The organism is Pseudomonas sp. NPDC098747, from assembly GCF_044760045.1.
In the GTDB taxonomy this organism is placed as follows: domain Bacteria; phylum Pseudomonadota; class Gammaproteobacteria; order Pseudomonadales; family Pseudomonadaceae; genus Aquipseudomonas.
In genome coordinates, this window is record NZ_JBIWAL010000027.1 from 1 (window position 1) to 16,988 (window position 16,988).

The 16,988-nt window shown below is 59.7% G+C and carries 10 protein-coding genes and 2 pseudogenes; 8 read left to right on the forward strand and 4 right to left on the reverse strand.

Annotated elements, in window-relative coordinates:
• Positions 1–74: 74 nt before the first annotated feature.
• Positions 75–1,565, forward strand: a pseudogene (locus tag ACIQVE_RS17235) (GTP-binding protein TypA/BipA); the annotation flags it as partial.
• Positions 1,566–1,849: 284 nt separating this feature from the next.
• Here the strand turns inward: ACIQVE_RS17235 and ACIQVE_RS17240 are convergent.
• On the reverse strand, positions 1,850–2,287 hold the full coding sequence (locus tag ACIQVE_RS17240) for a YkgJ family cysteine cluster protein (protein WP_402810412.1): 438 nt from the start codon (positions 2,285–2,287) through the stop codon (positions 1,850–1,852).
• A 258-nt stretch (positions 2,288–2,545) separates the two neighbouring features.
• On the opposite strand from ACIQVE_RS17240, the gene ACIQVE_RS17245 reads away from it, so the two are divergent.
• The 5 genes from ACIQVE_RS17245 (at position 2,546) to ACIQVE_RS17265 (ending at position 12,160) form a co-directional block, all read left to right on the forward strand.
• Positions 2,546–4,996, forward strand: coding sequence for a glycogen/starch/alpha-glucan phosphorylase (locus tag ACIQVE_RS17245; RefSeq protein ID WP_402810413.1), 2,451 nt, complete (start codon positions 2,546–2,548; stop codon positions 4,994–4,996).
• A gap of 290 nt (positions 4,997–5,286) precedes the next feature.
• The gene (locus tag ACIQVE_RS17250; protein WP_402810414.1) at positions 5,287–8,859 is read left to right on the forward strand and encodes a DUF2339 domain-containing protein; all 3,573 of its coding nucleotides are present in this window, start codon (positions 5,287–5,289) and stop codon (positions 8,857–8,859) included.
• The gene (locus tag ACIQVE_RS17255) at positions 8,856–10,220 is read left to right on the forward strand and encodes a DUF3999 domain-containing protein (protein WP_402810416.1); all 1,365 of its coding nucleotides are present in this window, start codon (positions 8,856–8,858) and stop codon (positions 10,218–10,220) included. The genes ACIQVE_RS17250 and ACIQVE_RS17255 overlap by 4 nt, the downstream gene beginning before the upstream one ends.
• Before the next feature lie 323 nt (positions 10,221–10,543).
• Complete coding sequence (locus ACIQVE_RS17260; RefSeq protein WP_402810418.1) at positions 10,544–11,554, forward strand: class 1 fructose-bisphosphatase; 1,011 nt, start codon at positions 10,544–10,546, stop codon at positions 11,552–11,554.
• Positions 11,555–11,557: 3 nt separating this feature from the next.
• Complete coding sequence (locus ACIQVE_RS17265; RefSeq protein ID WP_402810420.1) at positions 11,558–12,160, forward strand: DUF924 family protein; 603 nt, start codon at positions 11,558–11,560, stop codon at positions 12,158–12,160.
• 198 nt (positions 12,161–12,358) lie between these two features.
• Here ACIQVE_RS17265 and ACIQVE_RS17270 read toward each other — a convergent pair whose 3' ends face one another.
• On the reverse strand, positions 12,359–13,123 hold the full coding sequence (locus tag ACIQVE_RS17270) for a methyl-accepting chemotaxis protein (RefSeq protein ID WP_402810494.1): 765 nt from the start codon (positions 13,121–13,123) through the stop codon (positions 12,359–12,361).
• 93 nt (positions 13,124–13,216) lie between these two features.
• A pseudogene (locus tag ACIQVE_RS17275) lies at positions 13,217–14,251 on the reverse strand (cache domain-containing protein); the annotation flags it as partial.
• A 282-nt stretch (positions 14,252–14,533) separates the two neighbouring features.
• On the opposite strand from ACIQVE_RS17275, the gene ACIQVE_RS17280 reads away from it, so the two are divergent.
• Positions 14,534–14,788 carry a hypothetical protein gene (locus ACIQVE_RS17280; protein ID WP_402810422.1) on the forward strand — a complete coding sequence of 85 codons (255 nt, stop codon included), beginning with the start codon at positions 14,534–14,536 and terminating at the stop codon, positions 14,786–14,788.
• A gap of 30 nt (positions 14,789–14,818) precedes the next feature.
• Positions 14,819–15,388, forward strand: a complete 570-nt coding sequence (locus ACIQVE_RS17285) for a lipocalin family protein (protein ID WP_402810423.1) — start codon at positions 14,819–14,821, stop codon at positions 15,386–15,388.
• 113 nt (positions 15,389–15,501) lie between these two features.
• On the opposite strand, the gene ACIQVE_RS17290 is transcribed toward ACIQVE_RS17285, so the two are convergent.
• Positions 15,502–16,866, reverse strand: a complete 1,365-nt coding sequence (locus tag ACIQVE_RS17290) for a formimidoylglutamate deiminase (RefSeq protein ID WP_402810425.1) — start codon at positions 16,864–16,866, stop codon at positions 15,502–15,504.
• Between the last annotated feature and the right edge of the window lie 122 nt (positions 16,867–16,988).

Below are 16,988 nucleotides of genomic sequence, written 5' to 3' on the forward strand. Positions count from 1 at the left end.
AAAGATAAATCTACAACCTAGAAAACCAACATCAAAAACAATAATAACAAAAACGACCAAATACCCAAAAAACTTTATATACAAAGAAGGCTTTCGAAGCCGGCCTGCGTCCAATCGTGGTCATCAACAAGGTTGACCGTCCAGGCGCGCGTCCGGACTGGGTTCTGGACCAGATCTTCGATCTGTTCGACAACCTCGGTGCTACCGAAGAACAACTGGACTTCCAGGTTGTTTACGCCTCGGCCCTGAACGGCATTGCCGGTCTGGAACACACCGACATGGCTGAAGACATGACCCCGCTGTACCAAGCGGTAGTCGATCACGTTCCAGCGCCAAAAGTTGACCGTGAAGGTCCTTTCCAGATGCAAATCTCGGCACTGGACTACAACAGCTTCCTGGGTGTTATCGGCGTTGGCCGTATCGCTCGTGGTAGCGTCAAGCCGAACACCCCGGTTGTTGCTATCGGTGCCGATGGCAAGAAGCGTAACGGTCGTATCCTGAAGCTGATGGGTCACCACGGTCTGCACCGTATCGACGTTGAAGAAGCTTTCGCAGGCGATATCGTTTGCGTCAGCGGCATGGACTCGCTGTTCATCTCCGACACCCTGTGCCACCCGGACACTGTCGAGGCGATGAAGCCTCTGACCGTTGACGAGCCAACCGTTTCGATGACCTTCCAGGTAAACGACTCGCCATTCTGCGGTAAAGAAGGCAAGTTCGTGACGTCCCGTAACATCAAGGACCGTCTGGACAAAGAGCTGCTGTACAACGTTGCTCTGCGCGTTGAAGAAGGCGACACCGCTGACAAGTTCAAGGTTTCCGGCCGTGGTGAGCTGCACCTCTCGGTACTGATCGAAACCATGCGTCGCGAAGGCTTCGAACTGGCCCTGGGCCGTCCGGAAGTGATCATTCGTGAAGTGAACGGCGTCAAGCAAGAACCGTTCGAAAACGTGACCATCGACATCCCTGAAGAAGCTCAGGGCAAAGTGATGGAAGAGATGGGCCTGCGTAAGGGCGACCTGAGCAACATGGTGCCAGATGGCAAAGGCCGTGTGCGTCTGGAATACAACATCCCTGCTCGTGGTCTGATTGGTTTCCGTAACCAGTTCCTGACCCTGACCAACGGTGCTGGCATCCTGACCTCGATCTTTGATCGTTACGACACCGTCAAGTCGGGCCACATGTCCGGCCGTCAGAACGGCGTTCTGGTTTCGGTTGAAACCGGCAAGGCTCTGACCTACTCCCTGGAAACTCTGCAGGCGCGTGGCAAGCTGTTCGTTGAACACGGTCAGGAGATCTACACCGGTCAAATCGTCGGCCAGAACAGCCGCGACAACGACCTGGGTATCAACCCAACCAAAGGCAAGAAGCTCGACAACATGCGTGCTTCGGGTAAAGACGAAACCATCGCTCTGGTTCCACCAGTGAAGTTCACTCTGGAACAGGCTCTGGAATACATCCAGGAAGACGAGCTGTGCGAAGTTACTCCTAAGTCCATCCGTCTTCGCAAGAAGATCCTGGACGAAAGCGAGCGTACCCGCGCTGCCAAGAAAGCCAAGATCTAAGTAATTAGTTCAGGCTGAATGAAAACGCCCCCGGTCGAGAGACCGGGGGCGTTTTTGATTGTCTGGGGTTTGTGTGGGTTGCGGCTTGAAGATCAAGAGCCCCTCACCCTAGCCCTCTCCCGGAGGGAGAGGGGACTGATTGGGGGATGCTCTAGAGATACGCCGACCTGATCGGGCCGTACCGAATCCATAATCGACTGGGTATTTCAGGTCGATGTATGGCGCAAGACACCTCGGTCAGCTCCCTCTCCCCTCTGGGAGAGGGCTGGGGTGAGGGTTGGCCTTTAGAACTTCTCGATTGCCCGAAAATTCTGCTCGCGCACCACTTCCTTCGGCTTATAAGCGCAATACCCCGGCCGTGGGCCGATTTTCGGGTGATTGCGGCAAGTGTCCGGGCGCTTGTCATAAATGGTGCACAGGCGGCTCTTACGATCCAGGTAGTAGCAATCGTTGTTGCTCATGCGCTGGAGGGTGAAGATGCCCGACTTCTGATTGAAGCGCTCGACCAGACCGTCCTTTTGCAAACGCTTGGCGATGTTCTTCGGCGGATCGCCCAGTTCGAACTCGTCGACCACGCCGATGCGCACCAGATCCTTGATCTTGACCTCGACCGGCAGCGTGCAGCAGCTGGAGATACAAGAGCCGCACATCGGGGCCGTATATTTGGCCCACGTATCGAGACGATCGATCTCGGCGGCGGCAATCAGGTTGGGCTTCATCATCGGGAGTTACCAGGCGTGTGCATCAGGGCGCGCGATCATACCGGGACTGGTGGATTTTTGAACAACCTTTCGCCAGATTTTTTCTGCATGCAGGCATTTTGCCGAACAATTCGGCACGGCCCCTGCATTCATTAGCTCATTCGCCAGGGTAATGCCGGGCCATCTCACCGTCTCAGGAAATACTGCCGAACCAGAGCCGCCACCGTCGGTCAGACCGTCTAGGCTCAGACAATTCCCCGCTCGCCCGAGGTCGTATCGATGACTCAAGAACCACTAGTTCGCGAAGCAGAGGTGGCCGCATTCCGCGACGCCGTCCTGACCAAACTCACCTACGCGGTGGGCAAAGATCCTGATCACGCCTTCGACCATGACTGGTTCGAAGCCATTGCGTTGGCAGCGCGTGATCACATGGTCGAGCACTGGATGGACCACACCCGGCAGATCTACCGCAAAGGTCAGAAGCGGGTGTATTACCTCTCGCTGGAATTTCTCATCGGCCGCTTGCTCTACGACAGCCTGAGCAACCTCGGTTTGCTCGATGTGGCGCGTGAGGCCCTGACCGAGCTCGGTGTCGATCTGGAGCGCATCCGCCTGCTGGAGCCCGACGCAGCGCTCGGCAACGGTGGCCTTGGCAGACTGGCGGCGTGCTTCATGGAAAGCATGTCGACCCTCGGCATCGCTGGCCACGGTTACGGTATTCGTTATGAACACGGTTTGTTTCGCCAGGCCATCGTCGATGGCTGGCAGCAGGAGCAGACCGAACACTGGCTGGATTTCGGCAACCCGTGGGAGTTCGAACGCCCGGAAGTCGTTTACCCCATCGGCTTCGGTGGCAGTGTGGAAACCGTCACCGACGCCAGCGGCAAATCCAGGCAAGTCTGGTCGCCCGCAGAAACCGTCCGCGCCATTGCCTATGACACACCGGTAGTCGGTTGGCGCGGGGCGAGCGTCAATACCTTGCGCCTGTGGCGTGCGCGGGCGATGGAAGATCTGCACCTGGAGCGTTTCAACGCGGGTGACCACCTGGGCGCTGTCGCCGAAGTGGCCCGCGCTGAAAGTATCTCCCGTGTGCTCTATCCGGCGGACAGCACCGAAGCGGGGCAGGAACTGCGCCTGCGTCAGGAGTACTTCTTCGTCGCCGCCTCGCTGCAGGATTTGCTGCGTCGCCATCGCAACATGCACACCTCGGTGCTGACCCTGGGCGATCATGCGGCCATCCAGCTCAACGACACGCACCCCTCGATTGCCGTCGCCGAACTGATGCGCCAACTGGTCGACGTCTACGACGTGGCGTGGGATGCGGCGTGGCAAGTGACGGTCGATACGCTGTCGTACACCAACCACACGCTGCTACCCGAAGCGCTGGAAACCTGGCCGGTGGGCCTGATGGAACGCATGTTGCCACGGCACATGCAGATCATTTACCTGATCAACGCGCAGCACATCGATTCGCTGCGTGCCAAGGGCATTCATGACTTCGACGTGTTACGCGCGGTGTCGCTGATCGAAGAAGACAACGGTCGTCGGGTGCGCATGGGCAACCTCGCGTTCCTCGGTTCGCACAGCGTCAACGGCGTGTCCGGGCTGCACACGCAACTGATGCGCGAAACCGTGTTCTCCGAGTTGCACAAGCTGTACCCGGAGCGGATCAACAACAAAACCAACGGCATCACCTTCCGCCGCTGGCTTTATCAGGCGAACTCCGAACTGACCTCGATGCTGGTTGATGCCCTCGGCCCGGACGTGCTCGATAACCCTGAAGAACGCCTGCTGGATCTGCAACCGTTCGCCGAGAAACCCGCGTTCCGCAAAGCCTTCGCCGAACAACGTCTGCACAGCAAAAAAGCCTTGGCCTATCTGATTCATGAACGGCTGGGGATCGCGGTCAATCCGGCGGCGATGTTCGACGTGCAGGTCAAACGGATCCACGAATACAAACGCCAGTTGCTCAACCTGTTGCACACCGTGGCGCTGTATCAGGCCATTCGCGCGGAACCGGAAATCGACTGGGTGCCGCGAGTGAAGATCTTCGCCGGTAAGGCGGCGGCGAGTTATCACCAGGCCAAGCTGATCATCAAGCTGACCAACGACATCGCACGGGTGGTGAACAACGACCCGACCGTACGCGGCCTGCTGAAAGTGGTGTTTTTACCCAACTACAACGTTAGCCTGGCGGAAAGCATTATTCCGGCGGCGGACCTTTCGGAGCAGATTTCCACTGCCGGTTTCGAGGCGTCGGGCACCAGTAACATGAAGTTTGGCCTCAACGGCGCGTTGACCATTGGCACCCTCGATGGCGCCAACGTGGAAATGTGCGAGCGCATCGGCGCTGAGCACATGTTCATCTTCGGTCTCAGCGCCCAGCAGGTTGAAGCGCGTAAACAGAATCACGAGTTCAGCGCTGCGCCCGACATTGCGGCGTCCCATCGTCTCAACGATGTGTTGCAAGCGATCCGTAGCGGCGTGTTCTCGCCGGATGACACTTCGCGCTATACCGGGCTGATCGATTCGCTGGTGGACTACGACCGCTTCCTGGTCTGCGCCGACTTCGACTCCTACTGGGAAGCGCAGAAGCGCGTCGAAGCGCACTGGCACGACACCAATAACTGGTGGCGCTCGGCGGTGTTGAACACTTCGCGGATGGGCTGGTTCTCGTCCGACCGGACGATCCGCGAGTACGCCACGGATATCTGGAAGGCGCTGGAGTAACTTTTCGCAACAAACGTAACCATGGCCCAACGTTTGTTGGGCCGGATCGATATACTGAGCGCCGGTTACCGGACGTATCAGTCAGTACACCAAATTTGTGAGAAGTGAGTCCTGTGGTGAGGGGATTTATCCCCGATGGGCAGCGCAGCTGTCCCCTGTTTTTGGGGGCTGCTGCGCAGCCCATCGGGGATAAATCCCCTCACCACAAAGGCTCACTCCTACAGGGTTTGTGCCTAGACTGATGCAATTGCCGGACTCGCCCCCCTGGGGGCCGCTTAGGGATATCGACCATGCAATGGATGTTCATGTTGATCGGGCTGGTGCTCGGCTGGCTGCTTGACGAGTCAATCAGCTCCGCGCTGTTGGGCGCGCTGCTGGGGCTGGCGATCGGTCAGACGATCCGCATCGCGCGGCTTGGCTCGCAGATGACAGAGCAACAGCACCAACTTGAACAGGCGAAGGTGGCTTTGCAAGGCGTTGCCCAGCGCCTGTTTCTGCTGGAAGGCTCGCCATCTCATGCGGTGGCACCGCCAAGCGTTGAGCCTGTCAGCGTGCCTGTCGACGACGTTGACGACGCCCCGGCGCCTGAACTGGTCTGGGACCTGCCGCCCGAACTCGAGCCCGTCTCTACCGTCGCCAGCGAAACCAGCCAGCCTTTGCCGGACGATATCTGGCGTCTGGACGCGGTTACCCCAGAACCACAACAACCAGCCGAACCCCGTGGCCCAAACCTGATCGAGCGCGGTATCAGTGCTGCACGCAATTGGCTATTCGGCGGCAACACCGTGCTGCGGGTCGGCGTGGTGCTGTTGTTCTTCGGTCTGGCGTTTCTGTTGCGCTACGCCACTGAGGGCATGGTTGTACCGATCGAATTACGTTACGCCGGGGTGGCGGCTGCGGCATTGGGTCTGCTGGCGCTGGGCTGGTGGCTGCGGCAGCGCAACAACAGCTATGCATTGATTTTGCAAGGCACCGGGATTGCGGTGCTGTACCTGACGGTATTTGCGGCGATGCGATTGCATCCGCTGCTTGATCCATCCGCCGCGCTGGGTTTGCTGGTGGCCGTGACGGTGTTTTCGGCGATTCTGGCCATCACCCAAGATGCGTTGGGTCTGGCCGCAGCGGCTGCGTTGGGTGGTTTCGCCGCGCCGATCCTGACCTCGACCGGTGCCGGCAACCACGTCGCGCTGTTCAGTTATTTCGCACTGCTCAATACCGGCATTCTCGCCATCGCCTGGTTCAAGGCCTGGCGTTTGCTCAATCTGATCGGCTTCGTTGGCACCTTCGGCATCGGTTTCGCTTGGGGCTTGCGCTCGTACGCGCCGGAACTGCTGTGGAGCACCGAGCCATTCCTGATTCTGTTCTTCCTGATGTACCTCGCCATCGGCTTGCTGTTTGCCCGGCGTAAATTGCTCGATATGCCTGACGCTCCGGCGGACGGCGATCGCGAGGCGCTGTTGCACTGGTCGGCGCGCAAGGGCGATTACGTCGACGGGACGATGCTGTTCGGCCCGCCAATCGTTGGCTTCGGGTTGCAGTTCGCGCTGGTCCAGCACCTGGAGTTCGCGGCCGCATTCAGTGCCTTGGCGCTGGGCATGATTTACATGTGCCTGGCCAAGGTGTTGATGGGCGGGCGCGCAGTACTGCTGGGCGAAACCTGTCTGGCGCTGGGGGTGATCTTCGCCAGTCTGGCGATTCCGCTGGGCCTGGATGCACGCTGGACGTCGGCGGCGTGGGCGGTGGAGGGCGCAGGGATTTTCTGGCTCGGCTTGCGTCAGCATCGACCGTTCGCCCGGGCCTTTGCGTTGTTGCTGCAATTTGGTTCGGCACTGGCGTTTCTCAGCCAATTGAATGTAGGCGAAAGCAGCCTGCTCGATGGCGCTCCACTGGGCGCGCTGATGCTCGGTATCGCGTTGTTGTTTACCTTCTATCAACTGCGCAAAGCCACGCCCGAGCAAGCTTCGCCTTGGGAACGTCAGGGGCTGCCGGTATTGGCGTGCCTGGGCCTGACTTTCCTTTATCTGCTGGCGCCGTTGTTCTTCTTCGTCCAAGGCACGGCGATCAGTTGGGCGCTTGCCGGTTTGGCGACGTTGTTTGTTGGCCTGCGCCTGCAATCGCGCGCGTTCCTGTTCACCGCGTTCGGCGTGCAGTTGCTGGGTGGTGCGTTGTTCCTGCTGCGGCTGCAAGGCGGGGGAGATGATTCGACGGCGGTGTTCAGCGCCGGTTGGAGCGGTCTGCTCAGCGCTTCGCTTATTGGCTTGGCGCTGATCGCCGGCATGTTGCTGGCGGCTCGCGACGAAATGGTGCGCGGCGACGTACGCCTGTTGCGTGGTTTGTCGGTGGTGCTGCTGGCCGGTCTGGTGCTGATCAATCTGGCGGTATTGTTTGTCCTGCCGTGGCAAACGGCGAGTGCGGTGTGGGCGGCGAGTGGTTTATTGATCATCTGGCTGAGCCTGTACCTCCAGCAGCGCGTGAGTTTTGTCTTTGGTCTGCTGTTGCAGGTGATCGGCGGCGCGGCGTTCTTGCTCGCCGGCCCTGAGTTGCTCGGGCCGCTGTCCGCTGAAGGACTTAAACCGTTGGCCCATGGTGGATTCTGGACGCCACTGGTGCTGGGGCTGGCGGCGATGATCGGTGCCTGGCGCCTGCAACTGGGCAATCACGCTTCGGCGTTTGATGCGCTGAGTTTGCAGCGTTTGTCCGAGGTCCTGCTAGTGTGGGGCGCTGGTTGGTGGGCGATGGCGTGGGTCAGTGAGGTGCTGCGTTTTGCACCGGTGAATCTGCAAGGCACATTGTTGCTGCTGGTGGCAGCGCTGAGTGTTCTGTTGTGGACGGTTCTGTCGCTGCGCTTGAAGTGGTCGACGCTTGGCTTGCTTTGCACGCTGCTGATTCCGGCGGCAGGTTTGGTACTGCTGGCGGCTTGGCACTCGCGTTATCACCCGGCAGCAGACTTCGGCTGGCTGGCGTGGGCGCTGGTGTTCGCGGCGCATTTCCTCAGCCTGCGCCGTTTGGCGCCAATGCTGCCGGCACGCGCCTTGAGCACTGCCCATGTGCTCGGTTGCTGGCTGCTGATCGGCGTGCTCGCGCTGGAATTGCGCTACGGCTTGCTGCTGTTGTCCGAGCAATACAACGCCTGGCGTTGGCTGGGTTGGGCAATTCTGCCGAGCCTGTATCTGTTGCTGATGGCCGCACCGCGCAACTGGCCGTGGCCAGTGTTGGCATTCCCGCGCGAGTACCGCTTGTATGCCGCCGCGCCGTTGGCAGTGTTGATGCTTGCGTGGTTCTGGCTGGCAAACGGCGTCAGCGATGGCAACGCGGAACCATTGCCCTACGTTCCGTTGCTCAATCCGCTGGAGCTGGGTTTGCTGTTCGCCTTGTTCGGTGTGTACGTCTGGTCGCGCAGCGTGGTATCGCAACTGTCGATCCGCCAGGACTACGCCGATTACGCCACGCAACTGGTCGCCGGGGTCTCACTATTCGCCTTCTGCACTGCGTTGGTGACCCGCGCCGCGCACCACTGGGCCGGCATTCCGTTCGAACTCGATCAACTGCTCGCCTCAATGCTGGTGCAGGCCGGGTTGTCGATCGTCTGGACGCTGATGGCGCTGGGGTTGATGATCGGCGGACACCTGCGGCACCGTCGCGAAGTCTGGCTGATCGGTGCGGCGCTCATTGCGCTGGTGGTGGCCAAACTGATTTTTGTCGAATTGAGCAACCGTGGCGGCCTCGCCCGGATCGTCTCGTTTATCGGCGTCGGCGTGTTGCTGCTGGTGGTGGGCTACTTCGCGCCGCTGCCACCGAAACGCGCCGAAGCTGACCCGGCGGCGGAAAAACCGTCCCCGGAAACCGAAGGAGTTGCATCTTGAGTCGCATGCTGAATCTGGGGTGGTTGGCATTGGGCGTGGTGATGGTTGCCGGTGCTCAGGAAAAACCGGCGGACTTCGCCACGCAGGTGCCGCTGTCGGTGACGGGCGCAGGTCCGTGGTATCGGCTCGAGTTGCCGCTGAGCGCACAATTGCAGGCGCGCCAGACTGATCTCAGCGACCTGCGCGTGTTCAACGCTGCCGGCGAACCACAGGCCTACGCACTGGCCCGCGAATCGGCGCAAACCCGCGACGACGGTCAGTTGCATGAGGTGAAATGGTTCCCGCTGTACAACGCTGCCGACGCCACGGAGCGCGCGCCCAACGTCCGGGTGCAATCCACCACCAACGGCACTTTGGTTGAAGTGCAGCCATCCAGTCAGTTGGAGGCGGGTGAAGAAGTACTGCGCGGTTGGCTGCTCGACGCCAGTGCGATCAAAGCACCGTTGCAGCAGTTGATCCTCGACTGGACCAGCGAGCGCGACGGCTTCCAGCGCTTCAGCATCGAGGCCAGCGACGACTTGCAGCGTTGGCAGCCGTGGGGCGAGGGGCAGGTGGCGCGGCTGACCTTTTCCGATGAGCGGATCGAGCAGCATGAGGTGGCCTTGCCGGGGCAATCGGCACGTTATCTGCGACTACTCTGGGAGTCGCCAAACGCGGCGCCGGCCTTGACCTCTGCACAGCTGAAAAGCAGCGACCCGCGCAACGTGCCGCTGCCGTTGGTCTGGTCGCAAGCGTTGGCGGGCAGTAGCAGCAAACCCGGCGAGTACACCTGGCAGTTGCCGATGGGGCTTAACGTCGAGCGGGTGCAGGTCGAGCTGAAACAACCGAACAGTCTGGCGCCGGTGACCTTGGCGGGACGACGCGAGAGCAACCTGCCGTGGCAGACCTTGGGAAGTGGCTTGCTCTATCGCCTGACGCAGAATGCTCAGGACGTGGTGCAAAACGAATTGCAGTTGTACGGGCAAACCGTGCAGCAGTTGAAGCTGACGGTGGATGAGCGCGGCGGCGGCTTGGGCGAGCAGGCGCCGAGCCTGAAATACGCGGTGCGGGCAACGCAGGTGATTTTCCTCGCACGCGGCGAAGGCCCGTACAGTCTGGCGCTGGGCAATCCGAATGTGAAAACGGCAAATCTGCCGTTGACGACGCTGATACCGGATTTCAAACCGGAGAAACTGGCGGCGTTGGGCAAGGCGACCGTTCAAGGGGGCGCGGTTGCCACCCAGACATCGACCGCGACCACAGCGGCTGTGGCTGAGACCAATTGGAAGAAGATCGGCTTGTGGGCGGTGTTGTTGCTGAGTGTGGTGTTTCTTGGGGCGATGGCGTTCAGCTTGCTGCGCAAGCCTCCTGCCAATTCCTGAAGCGGCGGGTGCTGCGCACCATTCGCGAGCAAGCTCGCTCCCACAGTTGATCTCCAGTGGACACAAATGTTGTGATCAATCGAGATCCCTGTGGGAGCGAGCTTGCTCGCGAAGGCGGCCGATCAGTCGACCAAAAATGGTCAACCACCATCCATCCCATTTCCAACTACGCTAAACCCGGTACCTGAACTCTCTGCACCCATTCACGTCTGATACAAGCAATTGCGCCCCGACGCACGTTACCGGGCGTCTTCGCTCGCTACGTTTTCAGACTCCCTGTAAACTGCGCGGGTTTTTAGCCCCCCATTCCACCGGAGCCGTCCATGTCCCGCGTTACCCTGAGTCGCTATTTGATTGAGCAGACCCGTAGCAACAACACACCTGCCGATCTGCGTTTCCTGATCGAAGTGGTGGCGCGCGCCTGTAAAGAAATCAGCCACGCCGTGTCCAAAGGCGCCCTGGGTGGTGTTCTGGGCAGCATGGGCACTGAAAACGTGCAAGGCGAAGTGCAGAAGAAACTCGACGTGATCTCCAACGAGATCCTGCTCGAAGCCAATGAATGGGGTGGTCACCTGGCCGGCATGGCGTCCGAAGAAATGGACAATGCCTACCAGATCCCGGGCAAATACCCGAAAGGCGCGTACCTGCTGGTATTCGACCCGTTGGACGGTTCGTCGAACATCGACATCAACGCGCCGGTCGGCACTATCTTCTCGGTACTGCGTTGCCCGAACGAATACCTGACCCAGAACGAGCCGCTGAACGAAAAAGCGTTCCTGCAGCCAGGCACTCAGCAAGTTGCTGCCGGTTATGCGATCTACGGCCCGCAAACCATGCTGGTGCTGACCTTGGGCGACGGCGTCAAAGGCTTCACCCTGGACCGCGAAATGGGCAGCTTCGTACTGACCCACGAAGACATCACCATCCCTGAAAGCACCCAGGAATTCGCCATCAACATGTCCAACCAGCGTCACTGGGAAGCTCCGGTACAACGTTACGTTGGCGAGTTGCTGGCCGGTGAAGAAGGTCCGCTGAAAAAGAACTACAACATGCGTTGGGTCGCGGCGATGGTTGCCGACGTGCACCGCATCCTGACCCGTGGCGGTCTGTTCATGTACCCGCGCGACAGCCGCGAGCCATCCAAACCAGGCAAACTGCGCCTGATGTACGAAGCCAACCCGATGTCGTTCCTCGTCGAGCAAGCGGGCGGCACGTCCACCGACGGTCACCAGCGCATCCTCGACATCCAGCCAGAAGGTCTGCACCAGCGCGTAGCGGTGTACCTCGGTTCGAAAGAAGAAGTCGCACGCGTTACGGCCTACCACAAGGAATAAACCATGAACGCGCCTTGGCAGCCGTTGCTCGATTGGTGGTTCGGAAATGCCGAATCACCGGATGAGATATCGGCTGACAAGGGCAAGTTGTGGTTCGGCAAGCGTGACAGCCAAGACCTCGAAGCGCAGACGCGTTTCGGGGTCTTTGTCGATCAGGCCTTGGCCGGCGAATTGACCGAGTGGACGCAACGTCCCGAAGGTTGGCTGGCGGTGGTGCTGCTACTCGATCAACTGCCGCGAATGATCTTTCGCGACTCTTCCAAAGCTTTCTCCGGTGATCTGCGTGCGCAGAAACTCGTCGCGCAAGGCATCGCTGCGGATTTCGATCGGCAGTTAAAGCCCATTCAGCGAGTGTTCATTTATCTGGTGTTCGAACACTGCGAAAACCTCGCGGTACAGAACGAAGCGGTTTCCAGGTTCATCGAACTGGTGGCTGAACAGCCGGAAGTGGAGCGGGCGGTGTTTGCCGACAATCTGGACTATGCCGAGCGGCATCAAAAAGTGATTGCACGGTTTGGAAGGTTTCCGCATCGCAATGCGGTGTTGGGAAGGGAGTCTACGGCTGAGGAGTTGGTGTTTCTTTCTGGGCCTGGGTCGCGGTTCTAGAAGCTTACCCTCACCCTAGCCCTCCCGAAACGTCGGACCGCCCGGAGGGAGAGGGGACCGACTGAGGTGTTTGGCTTTGATACATCGACCTGAAAGTCTCCAGTCGAACTCACTTTTGAACAGCATGAAGATCTGCTCCCTTTCCCCCTCGCCCCCTTGGGGGAGAGGGCTGGGGTGAGGGGGTAAAGCCCTTGATCTTCAGATCCTGAAGCTGCCAACCAACTGCTTGAGACGCGCCGCCTGCTGCTCCAGATCGGAGCATGCGCGCAACGTCGCCTGCAAGTTCTCCACACCTTCCTGATTCAGCGTGTTGATTTCGTTGATATCAACGTTGATCGACTCGACCACAGCCGTCTGCTCTTCAGTCGCAGTCGCCACCGACTGGTTCATGCCGTCGATCTCGCCGATGCGCTGGGTCACGCTGCCCAGGCGTTCGCCGGCCTGGTTGGCGATGCCGACGCTGCTTTCACTCTCGCGCTGGCTCTCGGTCATGATGCTGACCGCCTGACGCGCGCCGACTTGCAGCTCTTCGATCATCTTCTGCACTTGTTGCGCCGAATCCTGGGTGCGGTGCGCGAGGTTGCGTACTTCGTCGGCGACCACGGCGAAACCACGACCGGCTTCACCGGCGCGGGCGGCTTCGATCGCGGCGTTCAGCGCCAGCAGGTTGGTTTGCTGGGAGATGCTGGTGATCACCTCCAGAATCTGGCCGATGTTCACGGTGTTGCTGTTCAGGGTTTCGATATTGCCGCACGAATCGCTGATCTTTGCCGAGAGCTGTTGCATGGCATGGATGGTTTTATCCACAACCTGCTGACCGTCGATCGCCAGGCTGCGCGCTTCGCTGGAATGCTGCGAGGCGAGGGCGGCGTTCTGGGCTATTTCCTGCGCCGCAGCGCCGAGCTGGTTGATCGCTGCTGCCACGCTGTTGGTGCGAGTGGCTTGCTGATCGGAGTTGTACATCGAAGAATTCGAGGCGGCGACCACACGCAGGGCGACTTCGTTAACCTGGCCAGTTGCCGAAGACACTTCGCGGATCGAGGTGTGAATACGCTCCACGAAGCGGTTGAACGAAGTGCCCAGCGCGCCGAATTCGTCGTTGCCGTGAATCACCAGCCGTTTGGTCAGATCGCCTTCACCTTCGGCGATGTCGTGCATGGCGCGACCCATGGTCAGCAGCGGTTGCATCAGCACGCGGATCAGCATACTGAGCAGGAAGATGATGATCACCACGGCAATGACCATGGCGATCAGCGCCGAGGTGCGGAATTCGCTGAGCATCGAGAATGCGGTGTCTTTGTCCAGCACCAGCGCCACGTACCAGTCGGCGGACGGCACACCGTTGACGCGGGTGAAGGAAATCAACTGGGTCTTGCCGGCGAACTCGACTTCTTTCAGGCCAGGGCTGACTTTCGGTGCGCCGTTGGGGTAGACCTCGGCGAGGGTCTTGAGCACCAGTTTGCTGTCCGGGTGGATCAGGATTTTACCTTCTGCACTGACGATGAACGCGTGGCCGTGGCCGCCGAAGTTCAGCAAGTTGATGATCGCGCTGACACTGCTCAGGTCGATGTCGGCACCGGCCACGCCGAGCATCTGGCCCTGACGCAGCACGGGAGTGGCGACGGTGATCACCAGTTTGCCTGACGAGGCGGCAATATAAGGTTCGGTAACGATGGTCTGCTGCGCGCTGTTGGCCGCTTTGTACCAGCCACGGGCGCGCGGATCGTAATCCGGCGCGCGGTTGCCGGCGGGCACGGAGAACATCACGCCGTCAGCACCACCGAAATAGCTGAGCTGGAAGTTGCTGGTGTAGGCGGGCAGGTCGATGATGCGTTTCAGGCTGGCGGGGGCGTTGCCGTCGACCGCGACCTGCTGGGACAGCGATTGCAGCAATTGAATGCGGCTTTCCAGCCAAGTCTGGATGTTGCTGGTGGTCAGGCTGCCGAGTTCCTGCATGGTGGACTCGGTGCTGCTGCTCAGCGCTTCGCGTTGTCGATAGTCATTGAAAAAGATGAAACAGGCGAACGCAACGGCCACCACGAGGGCGGCAGCCAACAAGATCTTGTGGCTGAATTTCATGTTTCTGGTCATCGAATGGACTACCGCGAAGGGGCTGGTCGAGAAAGGGCGGCAATTTGCCACACTCAAGGGCTTTGCGCTGCTTTTATGTCGACCGCTGCGCATTAAAGATTAGGCGTCTTTTGCGAAATGCGACGAAATGCTCAAAAGCGTTACAAAGTGTCTGATTTGTCTGCAAAAGCCAGACGAGCGGAGCAATAAATAGCCCGTCACGCAGGGAACCAGACAGGGGTTTTCTCTTCTAAGCTTCTGGTTGGCACCATGCCATCCCCCCTTCGTTTCAGGAGTTACACCATGTCGCTGCGATCTATCGCCCTGCTGTCGTTTTGCGTGCTATTGGCCGCATGCAGCAAGGTCAATCAGGATAATTACTCAAAGCTCTCGGCCGGCATGGCCAAGACCGAAGTGGAGACCCTGCTCGGCAAACCGACTGATTGCTCGGGCGCGCTCGGCATGTCCAGTTGCACCTGGGGCGACAAGAACAGCTTTATCAGCGTGCAATACGCTGGTGACAAAGTGCTGATGTTTTCCGGCCAAGGCCTGAAGTAAACCGGGGCTTCGCGCCCACGGAGAAGAAAAATGAAGCGGTTATTGCTTGTCCTTTTTGCCGGCCTGGTATTGGCCGGCTGCGCCACTTCCGGCGTGGATCCGTTGGCGCCGAAAACCGTCGACAGCGTCAACCTCAAGCGTTATCAGGGCACCTGGTATGAGCTGGCGCGCTTGCCGATGTACTTCCAGCGCCACTGCGCGCAATCCGAAGCCCGTTACATCCTCAAGCCTGACGGCAATGTCGCGGTGCTCAATCGCTGCCTGACGCCGGACTGGCAGTGGGAAGAAGCCAAGGGCACGGCTTATCCACAGGTGCCGGGCAAGACCGACAAGTTGTGGGTCGAGTTCGATACCTGGTTCTCACGACTGATTCCGGGTGTGGCGAAGGGCGAATACTGGGTGCTGTACGTCAGCGACGACTACAAGACCGCCATCGTCGGCGACCCGAGTCGCAAGTACCTGTGGCTGCTGTCGCGCACGCCGACCGTCAACGGTGTGGTGCGCGAAGAACTGTTGAGCAAGGCTCGCCAGCAGGGTTACGACACCACGCGGTTGATCTGGCGAGCGTCCGATCGGCAGATGGCCAAGACCTCGAACTGACGACAACTGTAACTGTGGGAGCGAGCTTGCTCGCGAAAGCGGACTGTAATTCAACATGAGTGTTGAATTTGACGGCCCCTTCGCGAGCAAGCTCGCTCCCACAGTTTTTTGTATCAGCCTAAAAGCTCGCGCAAGACTTGCGTGAACGCGCGAGCGCTTTGTTCTTCTGCCGCATGGCGCCTGTCGCGCACTACCCACTGGCCATTGACCAGCACATCGCGCACCTGACGATCTCCACCTGCAAACAACCAGCGATTCAAAATCCCGTCACCACTCGCCGTCGCCAGATACGGGTCGTTGCCATCGAGCACAATCCAGTCTGCGCGCTTGCCGACTTCCAGCGCACCAATCGGCTGCCCCAACGCCTGAGCGCCGCCATCCAGCGCCGCGTCGTACAACGTGCGCCCGACCATCGGCTGATCCGCGCCATACAAACGGTTACGCCGCTGATCACGCAAACGCTGGCCGTATTCCAGCCAACGCAATTCCTCGACCACGCTGAGCGACACATGGCTGTCAGAGCCGATACCCATGCGCCCGCCCTGCGCGAGGAAATCCACCGCCGGGAAAATCCCGTCGCCCAGGTTGGCTTCGGTGGTCAGGCACAGGCCGGCGATGGCGCGACTCTTGGCCATCAGCGTGACTTCTTCCGGGTTGGCGTGGGTGGCGTGGACCAGGCACCAGCGCTGATCGACCTCAGTGTTTTCGTACAGCCATTGCAGCGGGCGGCGACCGCTCCAGCTCAGGCAGTCATCGACTTCCTTCTGCTGTTCGGCGATGTGAATGTGCACCGGGCACTGCTTGTCACTGGCCGCCAACACTTCGCTGATTTGCTGCGGGGTGACCGCGCGCAATGAGTGAAAGCACAGACCCAGTGATTGCGCCTTTTGCTGCGCCAGTAACGGCTGCAAACGCGATTGCAGATTCAGGTAGTTATCGGTGCTGTTGATGAAGCGGCGCTGGCCGTCGTTTGGCGTCTGGCCGCCGAAACCGGCGTGGCTGTAGAGCACCGGCAGCAGGGTCAAACCGATACCGCTTTCACTGGCAGCCTGGCTGATGCGCAGCGCGAGCTCAGCCGGATCGGCATAAGGCTGACCATTGCTGTCATGGTGAACATAGTGAAATTCAGCAACCGAGGTGTAACCGGCCTTGAGCATTTCGATGTACAGCTGACGGGCGATCACACCGAGTTGATCCGGGCTGATTTTTCCGACGAGGCGATACATCAGGTCGCGCCAGGTCCAGAAACTGTCATTCGGGTTACCGGCCACTTCGGCCAGTCCGGCCATCGCGCGCTGAAAAGCGTGAGAGTGCAGATTGGGCATTCCCGGCAGCAACGGCCCGCTCAACCGTTCGGTACCATCTGCGGTGGAATCGGCCAGAATCTGGGTCAGCACGCCATCAGCGCCGACCTCAAGACGTACATTGTTGGCCCATCCGTTAGGCAGCAGCGCGCGTTCGGCAAAGAAGGCGGACATGGTTCAGCACCCCATCGTGTGTTATTTGTATATACATATACAGACGTTTGCCTGCCCGGTAAACTCCGGCAAGCTAGCAACCTCTACCGACGAACAAGGATCAACCGTGCCGACTCCGCCAC

Bases quoted from the DNA above. Each gene is read 5' to 3' on its own strand.
- ACIQVE_RS17240 (WP_402810412.1), bottom strand. From the start codon at position 2,287: ATGATGAAGCCCAACCTGATTGCCGCCGCCGAGATCGATCGTCTCGAT.
- ACIQVE_RS17245 (WP_402810413.1), top strand. From the start codon at position 2,546: ATGACTCAAGAACCACTAGTTCGCGAAGCAGAGGTGGCCGCATTCCGC.
- ACIQVE_RS17250 (WP_402810414.1), top strand. From the start codon at position 5,287: ATGCAATGGATGTTCATGTTGATCGGGCTGGTGCTCGGCTGGCTGCTT.
- ACIQVE_RS17260 (WP_402810418.1), top strand. From the start codon at position 10,544: ATGTCCCGCGTTACCCTGAGTCGCTATTTGATTGAGCAGACCCGTAGC.
- ACIQVE_RS17265 (WP_402810420.1), top strand. From the start codon at position 11,558: ATGAACGCGCCTTGGCAGCCGTTGCTCGATTGGTGGTTCGGAAATGCC.
- ACIQVE_RS17270 (WP_402810494.1), bottom strand. From the start codon at position 13,123: ATGTACAACTCCGATCAGCAAGCCACTCGCACCAACAGCGTGGCAGCA.
- ACIQVE_RS17280 (WP_402810422.1), top strand. From the start codon at position 14,534: ATGTCGCTGCGATCTATCGCCCTGCTGTCGTTTTGCGTGCTATTGGCC.
- ACIQVE_RS17285 (WP_402810423.1), top strand. From the start codon at position 14,819: ATGAAGCGGTTATTGCTTGTCCTTTTTGCCGGCCTGGTATTGGCCGGC.
- ACIQVE_RS17290 (WP_402810425.1), bottom strand. From the start codon at position 16,866: ATGTCCGCCTTCTTTGCCGAACGCGCGCTGCTGCCTAACGGATGGGCC.